Source organism: Sphingomonas sp. CFBP 13720, from assembly GCF_014842075.1.
GTDB lineage: Bacteria > Pseudomonadota > Alphaproteobacteria > Sphingomonadales > Sphingomonadaceae > Sphingomonas.
Map to the genome: position 1 here is coordinate 316,888 of NZ_JACYVA010000003.1, position 24,986 is coordinate 341,873.

The 24,986-nt window shown below is 67.1% G+C and carries 19 protein-coding genes; 9 read left to right on the top strand and 10 right to left on the bottom strand.

Annotated features, from left to right (window positions below):
- Positions 1–129: 129 nt before the first annotated feature.
- On the bottom strand, positions 130–2,640 hold the full coding sequence (locus tag IFT55_RS09080; RefSeq protein ID WP_192091253.1) for a glycoside hydrolase family 3 protein: 2,511 nt from the start codon (positions 2,638–2,640) through the stop codon (positions 130–132).
- A gap of 240 nt (positions 2,641–2,880) precedes the next feature.
- Between IFT55_RS09080 and IFT55_RS09085 the strand changes: the two genes are divergently transcribed.
- Positions 2,881–4,080: an ROK family transcriptional regulator gene (locus IFT55_RS09085; RefSeq protein WP_249403713.1), complete on the top strand. Its 1,200-nt coding sequence runs from the start codon at positions 2,881–2,883 to the stop codon at positions 4,078–4,080.
- A 2-nt stretch (positions 4,081–4,082) separates the two neighbouring features.
- A complete protein-coding gene (locus IFT55_RS09090) occupies positions 4,083–5,078 on the top strand; it encodes a cupin-like domain-containing protein (protein WP_192091535.1) in 996 nt (331 codons plus the stop codon).
- A gap of 110 nt (positions 5,079–5,188) precedes the next feature.
- On the opposite strand, the gene IFT55_RS09095 is transcribed toward IFT55_RS09090, so the two are convergent.
- Genes IFT55_RS09095 through IFT55_RS09105 form a run of 3 tightly spaced genes read right to left on the bottom strand, consistent with a single transcriptional unit; the run spans position 5,189 to position 9,497 of the window.
- Positions 5,189–6,706, bottom strand: coding sequence for a tryptophan halogenase family protein (locus tag IFT55_RS09095; protein WP_192091257.1), 1,518 nt, complete (start codon positions 6,704–6,706; stop codon positions 5,189–5,191).
- On the bottom strand, positions 6,703–8,010 hold the full coding sequence (locus IFT55_RS09100; RefSeq protein ID WP_192091259.1) for a tryptophan 7-halogenase: 1,308 nt from the start codon (positions 8,008–8,010) through the stop codon (positions 6,703–6,705). The genes IFT55_RS09095 and IFT55_RS09100 overlap by 4 nt, the downstream gene beginning before the upstream one ends.
- A complete protein-coding gene (locus tag IFT55_RS09105) occupies positions 8,007–9,497 on the bottom strand; it encodes a tryptophan 7-halogenase (protein ID WP_192091260.1) in 1,491 nt (496 codons plus the stop codon). Before IFT55_RS09105 ends, IFT55_RS09100 begins: the two co-directional genes overlap by 4 nt.
- Positions 9,498–9,695: 198 nt before the next feature.
- Between IFT55_RS09105 and IFT55_RS09110 the strand changes: the two genes are divergently transcribed.
- Both IFT55_RS09110 and IFT55_RS09115 read left to right on the top strand, forming a co-directional pair.
- The gene (locus IFT55_RS09110; protein ID WP_192091262.1) at positions 9,696–12,959 is read left to right on the top strand and encodes a TonB-dependent receptor; all 3,264 of its coding nucleotides are present in this window, start codon (positions 9,696–9,698) and stop codon (positions 12,957–12,959) included.
- 133 nt (positions 12,960–13,092) lie between these two features.
- On the top strand, positions 13,093–14,043 hold the full coding sequence (locus IFT55_RS09115; RefSeq protein ID WP_192091263.1) for an ROK family protein: 951 nt from the start codon (positions 13,093–13,095) through the stop codon (positions 14,041–14,043).
- 443 nt (positions 14,044–14,486) lie between these two features.
- On the opposite strand, the gene IFT55_RS09120 is transcribed toward IFT55_RS09115, so the two are convergent.
- The 3 genes from IFT55_RS09120 to IFT55_RS09130 all read right to left on the bottom strand — a co-directional run bounded on the left by IFT55_RS09120 (position 14,487) and on the right by IFT55_RS09130 (position 18,828).
- Positions 14,487–15,839: an MFS transporter gene (locus IFT55_RS09120; RefSeq protein WP_192091265.1), complete on the bottom strand. Its 1,353-nt coding sequence runs from the start codon at positions 15,837–15,839 to the stop codon at positions 14,487–14,489.
- Between the two features lie 13 nt (positions 15,840–15,852).
- Positions 15,853–17,157, bottom strand: a complete 1,305-nt coding sequence (locus IFT55_RS09125; protein ID WP_192091266.1) for a sugar porter family MFS transporter — start codon at positions 17,155–17,157, stop codon at positions 15,853–15,855.
- 261 nt (positions 17,158–17,418) lie between these two features.
- Positions 17,419–18,828, bottom strand: a complete 1,410-nt coding sequence (locus IFT55_RS09130) for a glutamate ligase domain-containing protein (protein WP_192091268.1) — start codon at positions 18,826–18,828, stop codon at positions 17,419–17,421.
- A 47-nt stretch (positions 18,829–18,875) separates the two neighbouring features.
- On the opposite strand from IFT55_RS09130, the gene IFT55_RS09135 reads away from it, so the two are divergent.
- Positions 18,876–19,691: an LD-carboxypeptidase gene (locus IFT55_RS09135; RefSeq protein WP_192091269.1), complete on the top strand. Its 816-nt coding sequence runs from the start codon at positions 18,876–18,878 to the stop codon at positions 19,689–19,691.
- A gap of 162 nt (positions 19,692–19,853) precedes the next feature.
- Here IFT55_RS09135 and IFT55_RS09140 read toward each other — a convergent pair whose 3' ends face one another.
- The 3 genes from IFT55_RS09140 to IFT55_RS09150 all read right to left on the bottom strand — a co-directional run bounded on the left by IFT55_RS09140 (position 19,854) and on the right by IFT55_RS09150 (position 21,665).
- Entirely contained in the window at positions 19,854–20,150 is a 297-nt protein-coding gene (locus tag IFT55_RS09140) for a type II toxin-antitoxin system RelE/ParE family toxin (protein ID WP_192091271.1), read from the bottom strand.
- Positions 20,147–20,404, bottom strand: coding sequence for a type II toxin-antitoxin system ParD family antitoxin (locus IFT55_RS09145; protein WP_192091537.1), 258 nt, complete (start codon positions 20,402–20,404; stop codon positions 20,147–20,149). The genes IFT55_RS09140 and IFT55_RS09145 overlap by 4 nt, the downstream gene beginning before the upstream one ends.
- Positions 20,405–20,471: 67 nt before the next feature.
- Complete coding sequence (locus tag IFT55_RS09150) at positions 20,472–21,665, bottom strand: penicillin-binding protein activator (RefSeq protein WP_446740716.1); 1,194 nt, start codon at positions 21,663–21,665, stop codon at positions 20,472–20,474.
- 13 nt (positions 21,666–21,678) lie between these two features.
- Between IFT55_RS09150 and rsmI the strand changes: the two genes are divergently transcribed.
- The 4 genes from rsmI to IFT55_RS09170 all read left to right on the top strand — a co-directional run bounded on the left by rsmI (position 21,679) and on the right by IFT55_RS09170 (position 24,985).
- The gene (gene rsmI, locus IFT55_RS09155) at positions 21,679–22,518 is read left to right on the top strand and encodes a 16S rRNA (cytidine(1402)-2'-O)-methyltransferase (RefSeq protein ID WP_192091274.1); all 840 of its coding nucleotides are present in this window, start codon (positions 21,679–21,681) and stop codon (positions 22,516–22,518) included.
- Between the two features lies 1 nt (position 22,519).
- A complete protein-coding gene (locus tag IFT55_RS09160; protein WP_192091276.1) occupies positions 22,520–22,885 on the top strand; it encodes a YraN family protein in 366 nt (121 codons plus the stop codon).
- 470 nt (positions 22,886–23,355) lie between these two features.
- Positions 23,356–24,309, top strand: a complete 954-nt coding sequence (gene gshB / locus IFT55_RS09165) for a glutathione synthase (protein ID WP_192091278.1) — start codon at positions 23,356–23,358, stop codon at positions 24,307–24,309.
- 70 nt (positions 24,310–24,379) lie between these two features.
- Positions 24,380–24,985, top strand: coding sequence for a DedA family protein (locus IFT55_RS09170; RefSeq protein ID WP_192091279.1), 606 nt, complete (start codon positions 24,380–24,382; stop codon positions 24,983–24,985).
- Position 24,986: the final 1 nt, after the last annotated feature.

Below are 24,986 nucleotides of genomic sequence, written 5' to 3' on the forward strand. Positions count from 1 at the left end.
GGAATTAGTACATCAAATTTTGCTATTCAATCGAAACTGCGTGCCGCCTCGTGCGCGGACCGGCCTTCCCTGCTGGTGCGGACGCCGGGCAGTCCGCCCCTCCCGGCCCATGGGAGGGGCGCGCGAGCATTACTTGGCGCAGGTGAGCTTTACGTCGGCGACCGTGCCCAGCGCGACGCGGGCGATGCTTACCGTCGCGCGGCCGGTGGTGCTCAGGATGAACGGCGCATCGACCGTGTTCATGTTGACGTTGCCCGAATTGAAGCACTTCAGCGGCACGCCCAGCGTCTTCCATTCGCCGACGGGCAGCTGCTCCATCCGCCCCAACGTGACGTTGCCGCCGCCCGCACCGGTACGGATCGCCAGCTTGACCTCGGCGGTCGGGGCTTCGTCGACGCGCATCGTGGCCAGCAACAGCACGTCGCCATTCGTTTCGCGCGTCAGGTCGACGGACGACTGGGTCCGCAACACGATTTCCGCCGGGCCGCTGCCGTCGATCTGGAACCGGCGCGCGCCTTCCTGCACGCCGTGATCGGTCGCCGTCACCTTCACCCGGCCCCCGCCCGATTGTGCGGGCACGGTGGTGATGCGCGTGTTGCCGCCGGTGCCGGCCCCGCCGACCTCAAGCGACCAGCTGGTCGACGGCAGGCCCTTGTCCATGAACACGCCGCCGGCATCGGTTTCGACCACGCCCGCATCTTCGGACAGTGCCGGGACCGTCGTTCCGCTCGCGCCCTTCAGGCCATAGCCGATCGGGAACAGCGTCTTGCCGAGCGCATCAGCAGTCGCGGGCCATGCGAAGGACAGCGTGCCGGTGAAGTCGCGCTGGACCTTGCCCGCCTTGTCGCGGAACAGCACGTCAGCGACGCCGGCCCCTTCCGATCCCGGCAGCCATGCGACGACGAACGCATCGGACGCATTGATCGCCGGGTTCACGAACAGCGGACGCCCGGTCAGCATCACTGCGACGACCGGAATACCCTGCGCCTTCAGCTTGCGCATCGTTTCGATCGGCGCACGCTGTTCGGGCTTGAGCTGCAACGTTTTGATGTCGCCCTGGAACTCGGCATATTGGGTTTCACCGAACACCACGATCGCCGCATCGGGCTTCGCACCGGTGAAGCTGCCGTCGGGCGACAGCGTCGCGCTGCCCCCCGCCGCCTTCACCGCGCCGTCGATGCCCTGATACAGGCTGGTCGCGCCGGGGAAATACTTCTTGTCGATCCCGGTGCCCTGCCACGTCAGCGTCCAGCCACCCGACTGGCGGGCGACGTCGTCCGCACCGTCCCCCGCGACTAGGATACGCGCACCGGGCTTGAGCGGCAGCAGCGAGCCGTTGTTCTTGAGCAGCACCAGCGACTTGGCGACTGCTTCCCGCGCGATGGCGCGGTGTTCCGCACTGCCGAGCAGCTCGTACTTGCCCGACAGCGGACGCGTCGACGGTGCCCCCGCTTCGAACAGGCCGGCGCGGATCTTGACGCGCAGGACGTTGGCGACCGCGTCGTCCAGCCGGCTCATCGGCACCTGCCCCGACTTCACCTGCGCGACGAGGCTTTCCCAGATCGGCTTCCAGCTGTCCGGTGCCATGTACATGTCCAGCCCGGCGTTGATCGCGCGGGCGCAGGTGGCGTTGGTGCACCCCGCGACCTGACCATGCGCGTTCCAGTCGCTGACGATGAACCCGCCAAAGCCCATGCGCTTCTTGAGCACATCGGTCATCAGCCCCTTGTGGCCGGTGATCTTTTCGCCGTTCCAGCTGCTGAAACTGGCCATGACCGTCTGCACGCCGGCGTTGATCGCCGCGACATAGGGCGTGCCGTGGATATCGCGCAGCACCGTCTCCGGAATGCGCGCATCGCCCTGATCCTGACCGCCGAACGTACCGCCATCGGCAAGGAAATGCTTGGTGGAAGCGAGGACGTATGGGCCTTTGAGCTGGTTCGTCGATCCCGGTGCGCCCTGCAACCCTTCGATGAACTGCGTCACATAGCTGGCAACCAGCTTCGGATCGGACGAATAGCCTTCATAGGCGCGACCCCAGCGCACGTCCTGCGGCACGGTGATCGTCGGTGCGAACGTCCATTCGATACCGGTCGCGCGGATTTCCGCCGCCGTCGCCTGCGCGATCTTCCGCATTACGGCCGGGTCGTGCATCGCGCCCAGCCCGACATTGTGCGGGAACAGCGTCGCACCGACGATGTTGCTGTGGCCATGGACCGCATCCGTGCCCCAGATCACCGGGATGCCGACGCCGCCGTCACTCTTGTCGACCGATGCGGCATAGAATTGGTCGGCCAGCTTCAGCCATTCGGACGCAGGCGCGAACTCATCGTTGTTCGGGGCGGAGTTACCGCCGTTCAGCACCGAACCCAGATGATATTTCTTCACGTCCGCCGGGGTCAGGCTGGCGATGTCGCCCTGCACGACCTGTCCGACCTTCTCCTCCAGCGTCATGCGGCGAAGCAGGTCGGCGATGCGCCGCTCGACCGCCGGATCAGCCTTGTACGGCCATTTCGCCTGCGGCCAGATTTCGGGATGCACCGTCGCGGCGGGGGCCGGGGCGGGCACGGTCTGCGCCGATGCCGGCAGGGCCGCTGCGACCAGCGCGGTGCACATCAGGAATTTCGAAGCGGCCTTCATCACATACTCTCCATGATCTTTTCGATCCTCGACGCGCGGGATCGTAAATTACGACAACGCTGTCAACTGGTCCGGGCGCGCCGTACTTGCTAATTTGACAGACGTTTTTACATTTGCCGCAGGGTTCGCATTGATACACGCATGGTTGAAACCGGTTCCGTGGCGACGGCGGCCGGCGGCATCGGGACAGGAGAGCGCCGACGTGACCGTCATATTCGCAGCGATCCGGCGGAACCGGTCTTGACCGCCGACCGGTCCCCTATCCGGCTGTCGGGCACCAATCTGGAACGTGCCGCCGACCATAACCAGCGAATCACGCTGCATGCGATCCGCGTATCGGGATCGCTGACCCGTATCGACCTTGCCAACATCACGGGGCTGACCCCGCCCGCAATCGCCAACATCACCCGCCGGCTGCTGGGCGAAGGACTGATCGAGGAAGCGGGGCGCAGGCGTGGCGGACGCGGCCAGCCGCCGACGAAGCTCGTGGTCAATCCGGCCGCCTGCTATGCCATCGGGATCAACGTCGACCGCGATCACGTTACCATCGTGCTGGTCGATTTCGCCGGACAGACGCTGGCGCGGGCCGCGCGCGAACTCGATTTCGCGCTGCCCGCCGATGTCGCCGCCTTTTACGGCGACGCGGTGCGCGGGCTGATCGCCGATGCCGGAATCGACGCCACGCGCATCGTCGGGATCGGCGTGGCGAAGCCCGACGATCTGGGCAGCATCGACCTGCCCGGCCGTCCCGCCGCCTATGCCGAATGGGACACGGCGGATATCGAGGCGCTGTTCGCCGATCCGCTCGGCCTGCCGGTATTCGTCGAAAACGATGCGGCGGCGGCGGCGATGGGGGAGTTGCAGCTTGGCCACGGCCAGCATCATGCCAGCTTCTTCTATATCCTCATTTCCTCCGCGCTCGGCGGCGGGCTGGTCCTCGACGGTGCCTATTTCCGTGGTGCGAAGGGGCGATCGGGCGAACTGGGCTTCCTGCTGGGCAGCGACGGACAGGGCGGACGCGCGCAGATCCAGCAGATGGTGTCGCTGTCGGGCCTGTCGCATCCATTGAAACGGGCGGGGTTCAGCATCGCCGACATGCTGGGCGACCGTGCCGACGATCCCGCGTTGCTCGCGGTGGTCGATACGTGGATCGACGCGTCGGTCGATCGGCTGGTCGAACCGCTGATCGCGATCAACTGCCTCATCAATCCCGCCGCCGTGTTCGTCGGCGGTCGCCTGCCCGGTGCGCATGTCGATACGCTGACGCAGCGGCTGGGCGACCGGCTGCGCGCGGAAGCGACGCATGTCCCCGCCATGGCCCCGGTGCGCCGGGCGATGCTGGCGGAGGACGCGCCGGCGGTCGGCGCGGCGATCCTGCCGTTCAGCCATTTCCTGCTGCCCAGCACCCACGCCCTGTGGAAGGCGGGGGACGTGGCGTGACCATGTCCCCGGTGCGCGAGATCGGCGCTGTCGACGCCGAAACCTTTGCACGCGACCATGCCGAAACCTACGAACCCGTCGTGCTGCGCGGCATCGCCGCCGACTGGCCGCTGGTCGCAGCGGGACGGAAAGGTGCGGAGACGGCCGCCGACTATCTGGCGCAGTTCGACCATGGTCAGGCGACGCATGTGATGCGCGCCCCGCCCGAAGTCGGCGGTCGGCTGTTCTACGACGACGCGATGCGCGGGTTTAATTTCAAGGTCGAGCGGCGGGCGCTGACGCCGTTGATGGCCGAGCTGCTCGCGCTGGCCGACGATCCGGCCCCGCCCGGCGTCTATGCCGGGTCCGCGCCGGTCGCGCAGCATCTGCCGGGGTTCGCCGAGGCGCATGCGATGCCGCTGGCACCGGGCGGTACGTCGCCGCGCATCTGGGTGGGCAACGCCACGCGCGTCGCGCCGCATTACGACGTGTCGGACAATATCGCCGTGGTTGCATTGGGGCGGCGACGCTTCACGCTGTTCCCGCCTGCCGCCACGCCCGACCTGTATGTCGGGCCGCTCGACATCACCATCGCGGGCCAGCCGGTCAGCATGGTCGACACGGCCGCGCCCGACCTCGACCGCTTCCCCCGCTATCCCGCCGCGCTGGCGATGGCGTCCAGCGTGGTGCTGGAACCGGGTGACGCGATCTATGTGCCGACCCTGTGGTGGCATGGAGTCGAGGCGCTCGATCCGGTCAACATCCTCGTCAACTACTGGTACAACCAGCCTCCGTCGGGATCGCCGTTCGCCGCGCTGATGCATGCGATGCTCGCAATCCGCGACCTGCCGTCGGGGCAGCGTGACGCATGGGCGACATGGTTCGACCACTATGTCTTTTGCGACGATGCCGCCGCCAGCGCCGACCATCTGCCGCCGCATGCCCGCGGCGTGGCGGGGGCGGCGTCCGACAGCCGGACGCAGGCGCTGCGGGCGTTCGTCCTGCGGGCATTGGGGTAGCGGTTTCGGGGGCACGGCGTAGCGTGCTGCCGAGCAGGCCTCACCGAGCGTACTTCCCGTTTCCCGGCCAAGACCGGATCACGCGGCTATCCCGAACGTCGCTGCGCCTCTCAACCCGCCCGCATGGGTGCCGTGCGCGCGACATAGTCCGAATGTGCCGGCATGCGCTGCGCAAGGTCGGCATAGGCAGCGGCCATCCGTTGCATCGCGTCGTTCACCCGCGCATCGTCCAGCGAATCGGCGACGGCATCGTGACCGACCGGCACGATCCCCTGTCCGAACATCACCGACACCCAGCTCGGCACTTCGAACAGGTCGTGGTCGTAGCGCAGGATGCGGCCCTTTTCGCGGAACAGCTCGATCTTGTGCGCCAGCGTGTCGGGGATGGCCATGTCGCGGACATAGCGCCAGAACGGCGTGTCCGACCGGGTGGTGGCCTTGTAATGCAGCACGATGAAGTCGCGGATGTAATCGAACTGCTCGGTCATCAACCGGTTGTATTCGCGGCGTTCGACCTCGGCGAAACGGGTGTCGGGGAATAGCCAGAACAGTTTCGATATGCCCGTCTGGATCAGGTGGATGCTGGTCGATTCGAGCGGTTCGATGAACCCGCCCGACAGGCCGAGTGCAACAACGTTCTTTTCCCACAGTTTTTCGCGCACCCCGGCGGTGAACGAAATACGGCGCGGGTCGGCGGTCGGCGCACCGTCGAGATTCGCCAGCAGCACCGCCTCCGCCGTCGCATCGTCGGTAAACCCGCTGGAATAGACATGGCCGTTGCCCGTGCGGTGTTGCAGCGGGATGCGCCATTGCCATCCGGCATCGCGCGCCGTGGCGCGGGTATAGGGGAACAGCGGCTCGGTCCGCGCGCTGGGCACCGCGATCGCGCGGTCGCACGGCAGCCAGTGCGACCAGTCGCGATAGCCGACACCCATCGTCTCGCCCAGCAACAGGCTGCGGAACCCCGAACAGTCGATGAACAACTCCCCTTCGACCCGGGTGCCGTTGTCGAGCAGCAGTGCGTCGACGAAGCCGCTTTCGCCGTCGCGCTCGACCTGTGCGACGCGACCTTCGATCCGCTTCACCCCCTGTGCCTCCGCCCGCCCGCGCAGGAATCTGGCGTAGAGACCTGCATCGAAATGATAGGCATGCGCCAGTTGCGATGCCGGGGTGCGCGGATCGGCGGGTGCGGGGGCGAAGCGGTGCGCCCGTGCCGCCTGTCCCGACATCGAAAAGCGTTCGAAATCGCCGGTGCCGTGATGACGACGATGTTTCAGCCAGTGCTGGTGAAACGCGACGCCTTCGAAATCGCGCCCGATCGTGCCGAACGGGTGGAGGTAGCGATCGCCCTTTGCCGCCCAGTCGACGAACTCGATCCCCAGCTTGAACGTCGCGCCGGTCGCGGCGACGAACTCCGCCTCGTCGATGCCCAGCAGCGCGTTGAACTGCAGGATCGGCGGGATCGTCGCCTCGCCTACCCCGACCGTGCCGATCGCGTCGCTTTCGACCAGCGTGATTGTGCGCCGGCCGTCGTCGAGATAGCGCGCGGCGGCGGCGGCGACCATCCATCCGGCGGTGCCGCCGCCGACGATGACGACCGAGGTGATCGGGGCGGCGGCGTCGGTCATGCGGATGCTCCATGCGTGCGTGCCAGCCACGCGGGATAGGGTTCGGCCATCGCCACCGCCTGCGCGATGCGACGGTCGTGCGCGCTGCGGGCGGCGGCGCGGGTGGTCGGATCGGTCGCCGCGACCCGTGCCGATATGCCGGGGGTGATGCCGGTCGCGGTCAGCAACTGTATCCACAGGTCGCGCGGCACGGCGTCCTCCTCGACATATGGAATGCGACCGCGCCGGACAAACTCGGCGATGCGCAGCGCCAGCAGCGGCGACTGCGCCGGCGCCAGCGGATGCGTCGATGGCAGGCCGGCCAGATGCGCGGCCACGAAATCGCATGTCGCATCGGCCGCCCGTCCGAAGCGACGGTTCCATTCGGCGCGCTCCAGCGGATCGATCGCACGGCCCGGCAGCAATTCGACCAGCAACTCGATCGCCAGCACCGCCAGATGCAGATTGGCCCAGCCGAGCGGTGGCAGCATCGCCGCGGCGTCGCCGATCGCGACCACCCGCCCGTCCCATGCCACCTGCCGCCGACCGTTGGCGATGGCGACGCCCGCACCCCCGCGCGACAGCGTCACGATTCGCGTCGCATCCCGCCCGGGCGAAGTGACGCGCACCCGGTCGCTAGTCAGTTCGACGGTATCGACCACCGACAGGTCGGGCCGCCCGGTCGCGCTTTCGACGCGGTCGACCGGCAATTCGCGCGACCAGTCGATCCAGTCGGCGACGGCGCGCTGGCCGGCGGCATCGATCACCAGATCGGCATCGACCGTGGCCGGATCGCCATCCCCCCCTTCGCCGAACGTCACGCCCAGATGTCGCGCCAGCGATGCCAGCCGCGCACGATACGCGGCGGGCGACCAGCGCAACGCATGGTCGATATCGCTGAGCGGCGATGCCGGGTCGTCCGACGGCGGCGCATATCGCCCGGCCTGTGCGAGCGCCGCCGCCGGCCCGGTCGCAACGCCGCCGCCCTCGCTGCGGATCGCCCATGCGGGCACCGGATCCGCCGCCGCGCCATGCGCCATCCATCCGGCGGGCAAATCCGGCGCGATCAGGCGCGTCGCCAGCCGGTGGCTCGCCGCTGCGCGCGCCATCATGCCCGGTTCGTCCATCCCGATCCGCTCGTGCAGCCGCGCCAGCGTCGGCAGCGTGGTATGCGCCTGATCCGCCAGCGCATCGTCGCACACCGGCGCGTGCAGCACCCGCACCGACGTGCCGGGCAGCGTCCGCGCGATCGCGCAGGCGGCGAGCAGCGCGACCTGTCCCGCGCCCAGCACCGCCACGCTCCGCAGCCGTTCGCGCGCGCTCATGCCATTCCCAGCGCGGCGCGATGCCCCGGCATCGCTGACGCGATCCGCGCAACCTCGTCGCGCAACCCGCCCATCGCCTGCGCCAGTTGCGCGTCGCCGGGAATGTCGGCACGCGGGTCGTAGCCAGCCGGCACGATCCCCTGCCCCAGATAGACGGCGATCCAGCTGGGTTCGAGGAACAGCCCCTCGCCATAGCGCTCCACGCGTGCGGTGCGCCGCCACAACTCCATCTTGTCCGACAGGCTGTCGGGGATCGCCATCGTACGGACATGATCCCAGAACGGCGAATCGTCGCGTCGCGTCGCGTGATAATGCAGGATGAGGAAGTCGCGGATCCGGTCATATTCCATGTCGACCAGCCGGTTGAACTCGGCGCGGTCGGCGGCGGCGATCCCGTCGACGGGGAACAGGTCGATCAGCCGTTCGATCGCCATCTGCGCCAGATAGATCGACGTCGATTCGAGCGGTTCGAGAAACCCCGATGCCAGCCCGACCGCGACGACGTTGCGCACCCAGCTGTGGCGGCGGCGACCCGCGCGGAACCGAAGCACGCGCGGGTCGGCCAGCGCCCGCCCCTCCACTGCCCCGGCGATCGCGGCGCATGCCTGGTCCTCCGAACAATGCGCCGACGAAAAGACATAGCCGTTGCCGACCCGGCTGGTCAGCGGGATGCGCCAGCGCCATCCCGCCGGCATTGCCGTCGCCCGGGTATAGGGTTCGATCTCCCCCGGCGGCGATTCGCACGGCATCGCCGTCGCGCGGTCGCATGGCAGCCACTGCGACCAGTCCTCCCACGGTTCGGCCAGCGCATCGCCCAGCAACAGGCTGCGGAACCCCGAACAGTCGACGAACAGGTCGCCGGCCACGCGTTCGCCGGTGTCGAGCAGCAGCGCGGCGACGTCGCCATCGGCGTGACGTTCGACCGACACGACCCTCGCCTCGGTCCGCACCACGCCGAGCGGCAGTGCGAAATCGCGCAGAAACGGGGCGAACTTCGTCGCGTCGAACTGATAGGCATAGCCATAGCTGGCCGCGAGCGAGAGATCGTCCGCGCGTGGCTGCGCGAAGCGCCGGGCCGTGGCGGCGGTGACGCCCAGCGACCATTCGCCGATCGGCGGCACCGCGCCGCCCCGCCCCTGTCGCAGCCAGAAATGATGGAAGCCGATACCGGCCAGCGGCCGCCCGAACGTGCCGAACGGATGGACATAGCGTTCGCCGATCGCCCCGAAATTCTCGAACGCGATCCCCAGCTTGTACGTCGCGTCGGTGGCAGCCATGAACGCCCGCTCGTCGATGCCAAGTGCCTCAACGAACTGCCGGACGTGGGGCAACGTCGCCTCGCCGACACCGACGATCCCGATATCCGCCGATTCGATCAGCCGCACACGCGCCACGCCACGCAGATGTTGCGCGATCGCCGCCGCCGCCATCCATCCGGCAGTCCCGCCGCCGACGATCACCAACTCCACCGGCTTCGGTCCGTTCACCGCATCGCTCTCCCGCTGTGGCACTTGTTGCACAAACGCCACGCTGCGCGCCAATCGTATTCGATGATAAATCCTATTTGCTTTGTATATTGTCCGACAGCGCTGGACAGCATAGTGGAAACAGGTGGTTGCACGAATGGTGCAGCGGCAGTCGAGTCGCAACCGGCGTTAGACCGGCGTGCAGGAGGAGGGGACGTAATGGCCGATACGAGCAAGCGCGCGCATATCAAGTTCTTGAAGTTGACCGGCGGCGCATCCGCGCTGGCGCTGGCACTCGTCGCACAGGCGGCGTGGGCGCAGGATACCGTCGCGCCGGAAGCGCAGACGACGACCGCGACCGAAACGCCGACCGGCGCACCGAACAATCCGACGGACCAGCCCTCCCCTGCCAAGGACGAGGGTGCGGAAGGCGACGAGATCGTCGTAACCGGCATCCGCGCCTCGCTGGCCAAGGCGCAGGACATCAAGCGCGACAGCGCCACCGTGGTCGACGCGATCACCGCCGAGGATATCGGCGCGCTCCCGGATCGCTCGGTCAACGAAGCGCTTCAGCGCGTCCCCGGCGTCGCCATTACCCGCTTCGCTTCCGCTGAGGATTCCGCTCACTTCTCCGTCGAAGGTTCGGGCGTCGTCATCCGTGGCCTGACCTTCGTTCGCGGCGAATTCAACGGTCGTGACACCTTCTCGACATCGGGCGGGCGTGAGATCGGCTTCAACGACGTTGCCCCGGAACTCGTGGGTTCGGTGGAGGTGTTCAAGAACCTCACCGCCGACTTGATCGAAGGCGGCATCGCCGGCACGGTCAACATCAACACGCGCAAGCCGTTCGATTCCAAGAAGCGGCTCGTCTATCTGTCGGCCGAAATCAACTATGCCGACCTGATTGACAAGTCGGCTCCGACCTTCACGGGGCTGTATTCGAACCAGTGGGAGTTGCCGGGCGGTTCGCGCGTCGGCCTGCTGGTGTCGGGCACATATTCGCAGCTGTTCTCGCAGTCGCATTCGGCGTTCGTCGCCTCACCGCTCGAGCGCTTTACCGGCACGCGAACCTTCAACGCCGGTTCGCCCTATCAGTCGACCGTCACCGATACCTTCGCCTGTCCGACCGGCCTGACCAGCTGCTATGCACCGACCGGTGCCGGCGTTCGGAACCAGGATTTCAACCGCGAACGCTATGGCATCTCGGCAGCCGTCCAGTTCGCGACGCCGGGCGACGAAGTCATCGCGACCGCCCAGTTCCTGCGTACCAACGGCAAGAACAGCTGGGTCGAGCGGACGATCGAACCGAACGTCTATTACGGCGACGTCAATGCAACCTTCCCGCAGCCCGGCACTAGCTTCGTCTTCGATGACAATGCGGTATTCGTCAGCGGCAACATCAACCGTCCGGGCGGGTTCAAGCAGGGCACCATCCCCGGCACCAACGGGACATTCGGTCAGCTGAACAATTTCCAGTCGGGCGGCATCTTTACGACGTTCTCGAACCGGGCGAACAGCAGCGAAGCGCAGACCGATGATTACTCGCTAAACTTCAAGGTAACGCCCACTGATCGGCTGCGGTTCAATTTCGACGGACAATATGTCAAGTCCAAGCTGAACTCGTTCGACAACATCATCGATACCGGAACCTGGTCGAACATCTCGCTCGACACTTCGGGTCGTATTCCGGTAGTTGGTTTTTCGATCGGCGACGTGCCCAATTACAACGGCCGTCAGCCCAGCGCGTCGGAGTACTTCACCAATCCTAACAGCATTTACTTCCGCGATGCGTTCAGCGACATCAACGATAACAATGGTGAGGAATGGGCGTTCCGAGCTGACGCAGAATATGATTTGTCTGATACCGGCTTCCTACGGCGCCTGCGTGTCGGCGGACGCTATGCCGATCGCGACCAGATTGTCCGCAACAACGGCTACAACAATTGGGGCGCACCTTCGGAAACGTGGACCGGGGGCGGCGCGCAGACGTTTGCTACGATCGATCCGTCCAATTACGGCGCGTACGGCTTCAACGATTTCTTCCGCGGCGACGTGCCGGCAGTGCCGATCGCGAACTTCCTGAACCCCGGCCTGCTGATGGATTACACGGCCAGCCAAGCGCTGCTGCGGCAAATCACGCGGGCCGGTGGCGGAAATTATACTCCGATCGAGGATCGCGCCTGCGCGACCGTCAACGAGTATTTCTGTCCCAGCGAAGTGTTCCGCAACTCCGAATCGACGATTTCCGGCTATGCCCGGCTCGACTTTGCGGTGGATGTCGGAGACTCGGCATTCGACGGTAACATTGGCGTCCGGTACGTGAACACGCTCGATCGCTCGTTCGGTGCACTCACTGCCCCACAGCCCAATTCGGTGTTCAATCCGACCACCAATCCGGCGACGCAGCAGCCCTATACGTTGGCAGAGTTCTGCGCATTGCCCCTTGGGTCAGGACAGCAGCGCGCACCGATCTGTGGCCTGACCGCCGCCCAGCAACAAGCTGCGATCGGTTTCGCCAACGGCGCTTCGCGCGACTATCTTGCCCGTAACCGGTTCGACCACTGGCTCCCCAGCATCAACCTGCGCTTCAAGGCGACCGACGAGCTTCAGTTCCGCGTCGCGGCATCGAAGGCTATCTCGCGTCCGAACTTCGGCAACCTGCGCGCGTTCATCGGTGTCAACGGCGGTGCCAGCCAAGCGAACACCCTGTTCTTCTCGGCCAATTCGCAGAACCCGTTCCTCGAACCGGTCGAGGCGAAACAGGCGGACGTGACTGCCGAATGGTATTTCAACCGGGTCGGATCGATCACCGCCGCCGCCTTCTTCAAGCGGCTGACCAACCTTATCGACTATAACAGCCAGTCGGTGCTCGACGTTACGAACAATGGCCAGACCTATCCGGTCGTCATCAACGGTCCGTCCAACACCGACGGGTCGGCTGATATCAAGGGCGTCGAACTTTCGTACCAGCAGACGTACGAGTTCCTGCCGGGTGCCTTGTCGGGTCTCGGCATGCAGGCGACGTACACCTTCGTCGATACCGGCAGCTTCCCGAACACCACGGCCAACAACGGGGCGGCCGACGGCGCGCGTCCGCCGGGCCAGGTCGACGGCCTGTACGACAACCTGCCGCTGACCCAGTTGTCGAAGCACAACGTCAATCTGGCCGGCTTCTACGACAAATACGGCATCTATGCTCGCATGGCGTACAGCTGGCGTTCGTCGTACCTGATTTCGGTACGCGACTGCTGCTTCCCGTTCCTGCCGAACTACAATGAGGCGACGGGCCAGCTCGATGGGTCGTTGTTCTATACCGTCAACGAGCAGTTCAAGATCGGTTTGCAGGTCAGCAACATCCTGAACGAGGTGACGCGGACCAGCTTTGGCCTGTATGCCGACGACGAGGGCGAAGTCGTCCGGTCCAAGAAAGCCGCGTTCATCAACGATCGTCGCTTCTCCCTTTCGGTCCGCCTGACGCTGTGACGATGGCGCGGGGCGGCGTGCCAGCGCGCGCCGCCCCGCTACGTTGCTGTTAAAACAAAATGTTATTTGGTATTGTCCTGTGCCGTCGCGTTCGCGGCGGCATTTCTTTTCCTGTGTGACGGATCGATTGGCGATGACCCTGCCCCCCCCTGTCGAACCGCTCGCGGATACGCCGACGCTGCCCTTTGCCGGGATCGAACTGGGCGGCACGAAATGCGTCTGCACGCTCGCGTTCGGCCCCGGCGCGATCGTGGCGCAGGAGACGGTGCCGACCGAACATCCCGCCACCACCATCCCCGCCATCGCCGCCGTGCTGCAACGCTGGTGGGACGATCATGGTTTTGCCGCGCTGGGTATCGCCAGCTTCGGCCCGGTCGATCTGGACCCCGCGTCGCCGACATGGGGTCATATCCTTGCCACCACCAAGCCCGACTGGCCGATGACCGACGTCGCGGGCGTGTTGTCGGCGATGTTCCCGGTGCCGAGCGCCTTCGATACCGACGTCAATGGCGCGGCATTCGCCGAAGTGTCGTGGGGGTCGGCGACCGGGCTGGACGATTTCGCCTATGTCACGATCGGCACCGGCGTGGGCGTGGGGCTGCTGGTCAACGGTCGTCCCACGCGCGGGCTGGGCCATGCCGAGATCGGCCACCTGCGCGTGCCGCGTCTGTCCGACGATACCCTGCCCAGCGGCTGCCCGTTCCATGACGATTGCGTCGAGGGACTGGCGTCGGGCACCGGGATCAAGGCGGCGCTGGGCGACGTGCATGTCTCGACCATCCCAGAGGATCATCCGGTGTGGGACCGGGTCGCGGCGGCGATCGTCGCGATGTGCCACGCGATGGTCGCGACGACCGGCCCGAAACGGATCGCGATCGGCGGCGGGGTGATGAACAAGCAGCCGCATCTGCTTGCCCGGATCGAACCGGCGCTGCGTGAGAGCATCAACGGCTATCTGCCGTTGCCGCCGGAGGGCACGTATATCGTGGCCCCTGCATTGGGCGATCAGGCGGGTCCGTTGGGATCGATCGCCTTGGCCAAGGTCGCGCTGCGCGACGCGGATACCGCCAGCGTTCCTGCCTGAACCCGCGCTGGCACCGGTCGACAGGCGCGCTTGCCCGGCGCGGTTTGCATGACCTTCGTGGCCACCGGGTCTCGCCGCAAGGCAAGACGATCTCTGCCGGTCGTCGCGCCGCCCACGCGGCGAGGGACGGAAGGATTATTCGTCCGTGCCGATCGCTGCAAACCGTCGTCCCCCTTGTGAAGACGCCCGCTCGTGACCTCTTGAAGGCGACTGGCCTTTCCGACCGCAATTCCGGTCATCTCAGTCCGAACGGGTTCCAATGGCATCGGAATGTCGGTTCATTGCCGGACGCGCGTCGCTGCGAGGATCGCGCTCTACGCGCAACGGCGGCGGCCGATCGTCCCGGCTCCGCCGCAAGAACCACCCGCCAGCGGCACAGGATCACCGGACACGGCGCCGAAGCCGTTGGGGCAGCCCGCATCGCGAACCGCCCCCTTCCACGATCAGTGCAGGCTCTTCGCCCCGGCCACGTTGCGCGCGCCGGTGCGTCCGGCGGTGATCGCGAAAGCGCACAGCGCGGCGTAGCACAGCGCCGGCACGACGAACGCGGTGCCGTGGCTGGTCGCGCCCGACACCAGCCCGACGATCAGCGGGATCACCGCGCCACCGACGATCGCGGTGCACAGCAGCCCGGAGGTCGCCGCCTCGCTGGCGGTCGAGCGTTCGAGGGTCAGCGTAAAGATCACCGGGAACATGATCGAGTTGAACAGGCCGATCGCCACCGCGACGAAGCCCGCCGTCACCCCGCCGACGACCGCGACGTACAGGCACATCGCCACGGCGATGGCGGTGAACAGCGCCAGCAGACTGGCGGCCTTCACCTTCGACAACAGCACCGATCCGATCGCACGGCCGACCATTGCGCCGAACCAGTAGAAGGCGACCGCCTTGCCCGCTTCCTGCAACGACACGCCAGGCACGCCGTCATTGCCCATCGCAAGGCCGAGCAACGGCACGCCGAACGCGGCGTCCGACGCGCCCCAGATCGTGTCGCCGTTGAGGAACAGCGCCATCTGCGTCCCGATCGCGACTTCTGCACCGACATAGAGGAAGATCGCTCCTGCGCCCATCAGCGCCCAGCGCGATCCGAACGCATCGGCCAGCAGCGCGCCGGGGCCCGGCACCTTGGCGGGCGTGGGGGGCACGGCGGCCGACACGACCTTGCGGCTCAAAAAGAAGAACAGCGCCAGCGCCGCGATCAGCCCCGCGATCCAGAAATAGGCGCGATCGATCCCGGCCAGCGCGCCCGCGCGTACCGCATCGGTCAGCACGGTGCCGTCCTTGACCTCCACACCTTCGAGGAACAGGCTGGCACCCAGCAGCGGGCCGAGGAACGTGCCGAACGAATTGAACGTCTGGCTGAGCGTCAGGCGGAAATGGCTCAGCTTTGGATCGCCCAGCGCCGCTGCCAGCGGGTTGGCCGCGACCTGCAACACGGTGATCCCGGCGGCGAGGACGAACAGCCCCAGCAGCACCAGCGGAAATACCGCGAGGTTCGCCGCGACCAGCATCGTCAGACAGCCGACGACCATCGTGATGAGCGCGAACAGGATCGAGGGCACCGCCTTCAATCGCGCCAGCAGGATCGCGGCGGGCATCGAGATCAGGCCATAGGCGAGGAAGAACGCCGTCGCCGCCAACTGCGCTTCGAAATCGCTGAGCGTGAAGATGCCCTTCACCGCCGCGACCAGCGGGTCGATCAGCGAGGTGATGAACCCCCATGCGAAGAACAAGGTGGTGACGGCGGCGAACGCCAGCCCCGTGGTGGTGGCGGAACCCGCCCGTGTGTCGGCCAACCGGCTTCTCCCTTTAATGGATGCGACCGGCGCCGAGCGCCTGGTCCATGTCTTCGAGCACGACGCCCTTCGTTTCCGGGAAGAAGCGTAGGACGATCACGAATTGCAGCACCATCGCGCCCGCGAACAGCCAGAAGGGCGCGGCCGGGGCCATGCGTTCGGCGACCACCGGAAATCCGAAGCTGAGAATGGTCGCCCAGATCCAGTGGGTGGCGCTGCCCAGCGCCTGTCCGCGCGCACGCACGGCGGTCGGGAATATTTCCGAGATATACACCCAGATCACCGCGCCTTGCGAAATCGCGAAAAAGGCGATGAACATCACCAGCAACGGCAGCAACAGCGCTTCCATGCCCGTGGTCGAATAGACCAGCGCCACCCCGGTCAGCGCGACCGCGCATCCGACCGATCCGATCAGCAGCAGCACGCGCCGCCCGACCCGGTCGATGATCGCCATGCCCAGCAGCGTCGCGAACAGGTTGGCGACGCCGATACCGATCGACTGGAGATCGGCCGACACCGCCGAAAACCCGGCGGCGGCAAAGATGTCGTTGAGGTAATAGAGGATCGCGTTGATCCCCGACAGCTGGTTGAAGCTGGCCACGCCGAACGCCAGCAGGATCGGGGTGCGATGCCGCCGCCAGTCGAGCCGTTCGCCCGACACCGGCGCGTCGTCGAAGCGCAGGTCGGTAAGGCCCAGCCGCGCGGCGACGGTGCGCGCCTCGTCGCTGCGGCCCTTGCTCAACAGCCAGCGCGGCGAATGCGGAATCGCCGCCATCGCGGCAAGGAACACCGCACCCGGCACGACCAGCACCGCCAGCTTCCACCGCCATGCGTCCGGCCCCGGCACCAGTTGGGCGACGGCAGCGTTGGACAGATAGGCGGCAAGGATACCGGTGACGATCGACAGCTGGAACAGCCCGACCAGCAGCCCGCGTTTGTCGGCGGGGCTTACCTCTGCGATGAATACCGGGGCCAGCACCGATGCGCCGCCGATCGCGAGGCCGCCGAGCAGGCGGAATGCGACGAAACTGCCGACGCCGCCGGCCAGCGCGCAGCCGATGCCAGACAGCACGAACGCGACACCGACCCACAGAAGCACCGTCCGGCTGCCATAACGGTCCCCCGGCACGCCCGCCGCCAGCGATCCGATCAACGTGCCGATCAGCGCGGAGGCGATGGCAAAGCCCTTGCCCGCATCGTCGAGCGCAAATTCAGTCGCCATCGGCGTCGCGACGCCGGCAACGACGGCGGTGTCGAACCCGAACAGCAACCCCGCCAGTGCCGCGGCGAACACCGCCCTTCGCGCCGTACCCTGCATCCCGACCCCTTGTCCGACATTTATCTATTTGTTTGCGGTATTATCGAAGGTGGGTCGCCGACAGGGGCCGCGAAGTCAAGCGATGTCGGATCGCCACCATGTGTCCGATCGGTACGCGTGCGGCGTGGCTCGGGAGGGGGCGGTTCGCCACTGCGAGCGATCGTCTGAATGCTACGGGTACGCCGGCTGTCGACGACCCGCTCGCCAGAACGATCTGGACGCCGGCAGGTGCGGAGGGCAGTCGCTGCGACCGCTTCGCGTCTATCGATCCCCTGCCCGACCACCCAGCATGGTCACCATTCCCGCCGCCAGTTCGGACAACGTGTCGTCGCGTGCGCCCATCACCACGATCCGGTCGCCGGGCCGCGCCTGCGCCACCAGATGCGCCGCCGCCGCCGCGCGGTCGGGGATGTGCCGCGCCGGTGCGCCCGCGACGGTCAGGTCGCCGACGATATCCGCGCTGGTCACTTCCCGCGAAACGGTGCCACCGCGATAGACCGGATCGGGCAGCACCAGCAGGTCGCCGTCGCGCAACCGGCCAAGGAACATCGTCACCAGTTCGCGCCGCATCACCTTCAGCGGGCCATAGCCATGCGGCTGGAACAGCAGCAGCAGCCGTCCGGGAAAGGCATGGAACGTATCGATCGTCGCCGCGATCTTTTCAGGGTTGTGTCCGAAATCGTCGAGCACCGCCACGCCGCCGGCTTCGCCGACCAATTCGAAGCGCCGCTTCAGTCCGGTAAAGCCGGCGATCGCTCGCACGGCATCGGCCAGCGCGACGCCCGCCGCCGTCACCGCACCGATCGCCGCCAGCGCGTTGGCGACATTGTGTCGTCCGGGCACCGCCAGCCTCACGCGATGCGTCTCGCCCGCCGCGACCAGATCGAACGCGATCCCGAACGGTTCGGGGACCAGCGACCGCGCGACCAGATCGGCGTCCCCCTCCACCGCGAAGGTCGTGCGCCGGTCGGCCGGGATCGCCGCCGCCAGCGCCGCCGCCTCGGCATCGCCGACATTGACCACCACCCGCGTCGCGCGGCCGGCGAACGCACCGAACAGCGCGCGGAGTTCGTCCAGCGTCTTGTGGTCGAGACTGACGTTGTTGAGGACGGCGATGCGCGGCGCATAGAAGGCGATCGATCCGTCGCTTTCGTCCACTTCGCTGACGAAGGCGTCGCCGCCGCCGACCAGCGCACTGGCGAACGGGCGGTCGGGTGCGACGAAGTCCTTCATCACCGCGCCGTTCATGACGGTCGGGTCGCGGCCCAGCGCGTGGAGCATGACGCCGATCATGCCGGTCACGGTCGATTTGCCGCTGGTCCCCGCCACCCCGATCGGCAGCGCGGCGGCGTTGAACAGTTCGGCCAGCAGTTCCGCCCGCCCCATCCGCGTCGCGCCGATCGCCTGTGCCGCGACGATATCGACCACGGTCGGTTCGATCGCGGCGGAGGCGACGACGATCTGGTCGGGCGACACCACGCCACTGCCGTCCTGTGCGAACAGCGCGATGCCGGCGGCGCGCAGGGCATCGAACTTCGCGGGCAGCGCCGCCTGATCGAGCGAGCGGTCGGAGCCGGCGACGGTCGCGCCGCGCCCGGCAAGGATCATGGCGAGCGGCAGCATGCCGGAACCGCCGATCCCGACGAGGAAGAAGGATTTGCCGTGGAGCATCCCACGGCGCTATCGATCCTGCCGCAAGGTGGCAAGCGGGGTTGAGGATGCGGATCGGCGTAGTGGCACCGGCGCGGCGGGTCGATGACGAACAGATGGCGCGGACGCAGGGCTATGCCGCGCTGACATACCCGTCGCTCGATCTGGTCGTGCATCCGCAATGCTTCCTCGATGCCGGCCATTTCGCCGGCACCGACCAACAGCGCGCTGACGCCTTCCTAGAATTCGCCAACGATCCGGGCTTCGACGCGATCTGGTTCGCGCGTGGCGGCTATGGATCGAACCGCATCCTCGACATGGTGATGCCGCGGCTGAACCGTGCGGCGGCGGCGAAGGCCTATCTGGGCTTTTCGGACATGGGGTTCCTGCTCGGCGCGCTCTATGCCCGGCGGATCGGACGCCCCGCGCACGGGCCGATGGCGGGACAGGTCGGCAAGGCCGGCGGCACCAACAGCGCGGCACGATCGCTGGCGTGGCTGATCGACGGCGACCGCCGCAGCCTTGCGCCCGAGCTGGACGGACGGCCGACGGTGGCGTTCAACCTCGTCATCCTGTGCGCGCTGGTCGGTACGCCGTGGCTGCCCGACCTGACCGACCATGTGGTGATGGTCGAGGAGGTCGGCGAGGACCTGTACCGGCTCGACCGGCTGTTCTTCCAGCTGGCGGCGGCGACGCAGTTGAAGGGCATCGCTGGCATCCGGCTGGGCGCGGTCACCGACCGCAGCGCGGACGACACGGGCTTCGGCGAGACCGAGGAACAGATCGTCGCGCGATGGGCGCGGGCGATGGGCGTCCCGTATCTGGGACGTGCCCAGATCGGCCATTATGCAGCCAATATGGTGGTGCCGTTCGGGGTGGCGTGACGCCAAAGGTCACAAAGGTCACACTCGCACGCTATTCGACGCGCAGTGGTTCGACGGAGTAGCGTAACGACGGGCGCACGGCCCTTGCGGGGACCATGGCGAGGCGCGTGCGTGTAGGAAAGTGGCAATCGCGGCGGGTCAGGCGCCGACCGCGTCCGACGATCAGTTCAGACCGAGCGCACGGTCATAGTCCTGACCGGGACCGATGATGCGGTGAACGAAAATGCGATCCGGCAGGATCGAGTAGAGTATGCCGTATCCCTTCCATGATCGTCGACGAATACCGTGCCGTTCGTAGCGCGGGACCAGCGGAAAACCATGGGGCATATCGGCCAGACGCTGCGCCGTGTCGCGCAGCTCCAGCACGAACGATGTGCTTCGGACCGAATTGTCGCGAGCGATGAAACGGGCGATATCCGCCAGATCGGCAATGGCACGCGTGGAAAGGACGACCTTCACCGCCGCGCTTTGCGGATTTCCGTCAACACGGCGTCGCACACTTCGCCAAGGTCGGTCCCGCCACCGGCATGCATTTCCGCCAATCCTTCCGAGATGGAGGCATCCAGTTCACGCAGCCAGCGTCCTTCATCGTGGATTACGCCCTGATCCCGGCGAATGAGATCGCGGACATAGTCGCTGACGCTGGCATAATGACCGTCGTCGATGCGCGCCTGCACATAATCCCGCATCGGATCGGGCAACGAGATGTTCATGGATGCCACGGCTTGATCCTCCGACGATGGATCATGGCAAAAATTGCCATCCGATGCAACGTTGCTGCTACTCCCCGAACCCCCGCGGGGCAGGCGATACCGTCACCGCGCCGCCGGTGCGGACTTCCTGTACCTCCAGCGCGCGTTCGGCCACGCCGTCGCGACCAAAGCGGAACGCGCCGTCCAGACCGGCGAAGCCGTCGGCCGCGCGCAGGCGGCTTTCGGGGAAGTCGCGTCCGATCGGCCAGTCGCGCGCGATGCGGATCGTCAGCAGCACCGAATCATAGCCGAGGCTCGCCAGCCGGTACGGCGCGGCGCTGAACCGTGCGCGATATTTGGTCGCGAACTGGCGGTACAGGCCGTTGGACACGCTGGCATACCATGCGCCGTTGAGCGCCGGGGTCGATCCCAGCGACGTTTCGGTGTTCCACAATTCGGTGCCCAGCACGCGCGCGGTGCGGCTGGGTGAGCGGCGGATCGCGGGCACTGCCAGCGACGCCGCCCCCGCCTGATCGGCGATCAGCACCGCTTCATAGGGCGAGGTACGCGACAGCTTCGCGACCGCCGCCGCGACCGTGCCGCGATCATAGGTCTGGAGCGACACGACCTGTCCCCCCGCCTGTTCGACCGCGCGCAGAAAGCTGGTCGAGGCGCGCTGACCATAGACGCCAGCGGGCACCAGCCCGGCGAAGCGGGTGATGCCGCTGGTCCGCGCGAAGCCGACGACGCGTTCGATCGACTGGCCGGGATTATAGCCCAGCAGGTACGCGCCGTTGCCCGCGACCGAGGCATCGTTGGAATAGCTGATGACCGGCACCCGCGCGCCCTTTGCGATCGGGGTGACGGCGCGGACGTCCTCCGCCAGCAACGGGCCGAGGATCAGCCGGTTGCCCTCCGCGATCGCGCGGGTGGCGGCGGCGGCGGCCCCGGCGGCGGTGTCGTAGGTCGTGATCCGCACGCGTTCGTTCTGCGAATCGAGCAGTGCCAGTTGCGTGGCGTTGGCGATGCTGCGCCCCACGCCGCCGTTCGGGCCGGTCAGCGGCACCAGCAGCGCGACCCGGTGGCGCTGCGTATCTTCGGGGATGCCGCCGGTGACGACCGGGGGACGTACCGTGTCCGGCCGGGTGACGGGCGGCGGCGCCCGTTCGACCGGCCCCTTGGGCACCAGCGTGCCGCACGCCGACAGCGCCGCCGCGCCCAGCAGCACGGCGGCGCGCGCAAGGTGATGTCGCCATTGCGGGCGTGCTACTGCGTCTGCCATGGACATATCCCTGATGACCGAGAAACTTGGCCCCGGCCTCTACATCGTCGCGACCCCAATCGGCAATCTCGCAGACCTAAGTCCGCGCGCTGCCGACATTTTATCGCGTGCGGACGTGATCGCGGTGGAGGACAGCCGCGTCACCGCCGGGCTGTTGCGCCATATCGGCGTCAAGCGGACGATGATCCCCTATCACGATCACAATGCCGAAGGGATGCGCCCCGGCCTGATCGCGCGGATGGCGGGCGAAGCGGTGGCGCTGGTGTCGGATGCGGGCACGCCGTTGATCTCCGATCCGGGATACAAGCTGGTCCGCGACGCGCGGGCGGCGGGACATGCGGTGGTGACGATCCCGGGACCGTGCGCGGCGGTGGCGGCGCTGACGCTGGCCGGGCTGCCGACCGACCGGTTCCTGTTCGCCGGATTCCTGCCGCCCAAGGCGCATGCACGGGCGGAGGCGATCGCTGAGATCGCCGCGATCCGCGCGACGCTGGTCCTGTACGAAAGCGGCCCGCGCCTGTCCGCCACGCTGTCCGCGCTGGCGGACGGGCTGGGCGACCGCGACGCGGGCGTCGCGCGCGAGATCACGAAGCGGTTCGAGGAATGCGTGACCGGCACGCTGTCGGTACTGGCGGCCCGCTATGCCGATGCGCCGCCGAAGGGCGAGATCGTGATCGTCGTCGCCCCGCCCGGCCCGCCCGCCCCGGCGACCGTCGAGGATGGCGATGCGGCCTTGCGCGAGGCGTTGACCCGACTGCCCGTATCCAAGGCGGCGGGCGAGGTGGCCAAGGCGCTGGGGCTGGACCGCAAGGCGCTGTACGCCCGCGCGATGGCGATCAAGGACGAAGGATAGCATGCGCTCCACCGCATCGCGCGTCGCCGCCGACGCGGCGGGCCGGCGCGGCGAACGGATCGCCGGCTGGTGGCTGCGACTGAAGGGGTGGCGCATCCTCGCGCGGCGGGTGAAGACGAAGGCGGGCGAGGTCGACCTGATCGCCCGGCGCGGCAATCTGGTCGCGTTCGTCGAGGTGAAGACGCGCGCGACTGCCGCCGCGCTGGACCTCGCGATCGACGAGCGCCGGTTGCGCCGGGTTGCGGCAGCGGCGGAGATACTCGCGGCGACCTATGCGCCCGACGGGGAGGATATCCGCGTCGACGTGCTGCTGATCGCGCCACGATGCGTGCCGCGTCATATCGAGAATGCGTGGATCGGGTATTAGGGCGGGTGTTAGGGGGTGTCTTCCGCTTGGTTATCCGGGCGGCGTTGAGGTTCGTTCCGTGATTCACGCGGCGGCCGCCGTGAGAAGAATCCCAGTCCTTCCGTCGCTTCCGCGAAGGTAGGGGACCGAGGCGGACGTAGCGTCCGCCCCAGTACGGTCCGGCCGCACGGCGCACTCCTTCCGTCATCCCGGCGAAGGCCGGGATCTCCCTGTGGCTGGCGCAGCGACCGCCCGGGGGAGACCCCAGCTTTCGCTGGGGTGACGATTTGGTAGTGGGGGGTGACGGTTGAGGAGTAGTGGCCGGGGGTAACGGTCGGAGGGGGTGGCCGTCCGGGGGAGGATGTCGGTCCGGCGGCGGCCGTCGGACGGTACGGCACGGCACAATGCTGCACAACGCTGTGCGCGGCCGCGCGGGGATGACATACCGCCCGCGCCGCCCTACCTGCGTCGACGATCCACAGGAGTATTCCATGCCGCTGACCGTCGCCGTCCAGATGGACCCCATCGCCGGCATCAACATCGCCGGCGATTCGACCTTCGCGCTGATGCTGGCGGCACAGGCGCGCGGCCATCGGCTGTTCGTCTATGGCCCCGAAGAACTGAACCAGTCGGGCGAGCGCGTATGGGCACAGGCACGTCCGGTGACGGTGCAGCGCGTCGTCGGCGATCATTTCACGCCGGGCGATGCGGTGTCGATCGATCTGGGCGACGATGTAGACGTGGTGCTGATGCGGCAGGACCCGCCGTTCGACCTCGGCTACATCACCGCCACCCACCTGCTGGAGCGCATTGCCGACCGGACGCTGGTGGTCAACGATCCGGCCAGCGTCCGAAACGCGCCCGAAAAGCTGTTCGTGCTCGATTATCGCCGCTTCATGCCGCCGACGCTCATCACCCGGTCGGTGGACGAGGCTCGCGCGTTCCTGAAGGAACATGGCTCGGTCGTGGTCAAGCCGCTGCACGGCAATGGCGGCAAGGCGATCTTCAAGGTCGATGCCGACGGCCAGAACCTGTCGTCGCTGATCGAAGTGTTCAACACCGCGTATCGCGAACCGCATATGGTGCAGGCGTTCCTGCCGGCGGTGGCGAAGGGCGACAAGCGGATCGTGCTGGTCGACGGCGAGGTCGCGGGCGCGGTCAACCGGCTGCCCGGCGAGGGGGAGATCAGGTCGAACCTCGCGGTCGGCGGAACGGCGGCGAAGACCGAACTGACGCCGCGCGAGCGCGAAATCTGTGCCGCGCTCGGCCCCGAACTGAAACGGCGGGGGCTGATCTTCGTCGGGATCGACGTGATCGGCGGCGAATGGCTGACCGAGATCAACGTCACGTCCCCGACCGGCATCGTCGCGATCGAAAAATTCGACGGGACCGACGTCGCAGGGCTGATCTGGGACGCGATCGAGGCGCGGATCGCGGCGCGCTGAACCCCCGCCCCGCCCCCATGACGGAGGAGCGCGGCGCAACCCATTGCTTATCCGAAACGTTGCGCCGCGCATGACGAACTTCATCCTCGATGCCATCGCGTGGGGCGGCTATCTCGGCATCTTCCTGCTGATGGCGCTGGAAAACGTCGTGCCGCCGGTCCCGTCGGAGGTCATCATGGGGCTGGGCGGCATGGCGGTCGCGCGGGGCGACATGGCGATGCTGCCGCTGTTGCTGTGGGGTACCGCGGGGACGACCGCCGGCAATTACTTCTGGTACGCGATCGGGCGGCGCTTCGGCTATCACGGGCTCAAACCGTTCGTCGACCGGTGGGGCCGGTGGATGACGCTGGAATGGGAAGACGTGGAAAAGCTTCAGCGCTTCTTCCGCAAACATGGTGGCAAGACCGTGTTCGTGTTCCGGTTCATGCCAACGTTCCGCACGCTGATCTCGCTACCCGCCGGCATGGCGCGGATGCCGCACTGGCGGTTCATGCTCGCGACGTTCGGCGGCAGCATCCTGTGGAACAGCGTGCTGGCCTATGCCGGACTGTGGCTGGGATCGAATTTCGAACAGGTCGACCGCTATGTCGGGCCGGTCGCCATCGCCATGTCGGTCGCGATCGTGATCGGGTATCTGTACCGCGTATTTACGTGGAAACCGCGCGCGGAGCGATAGG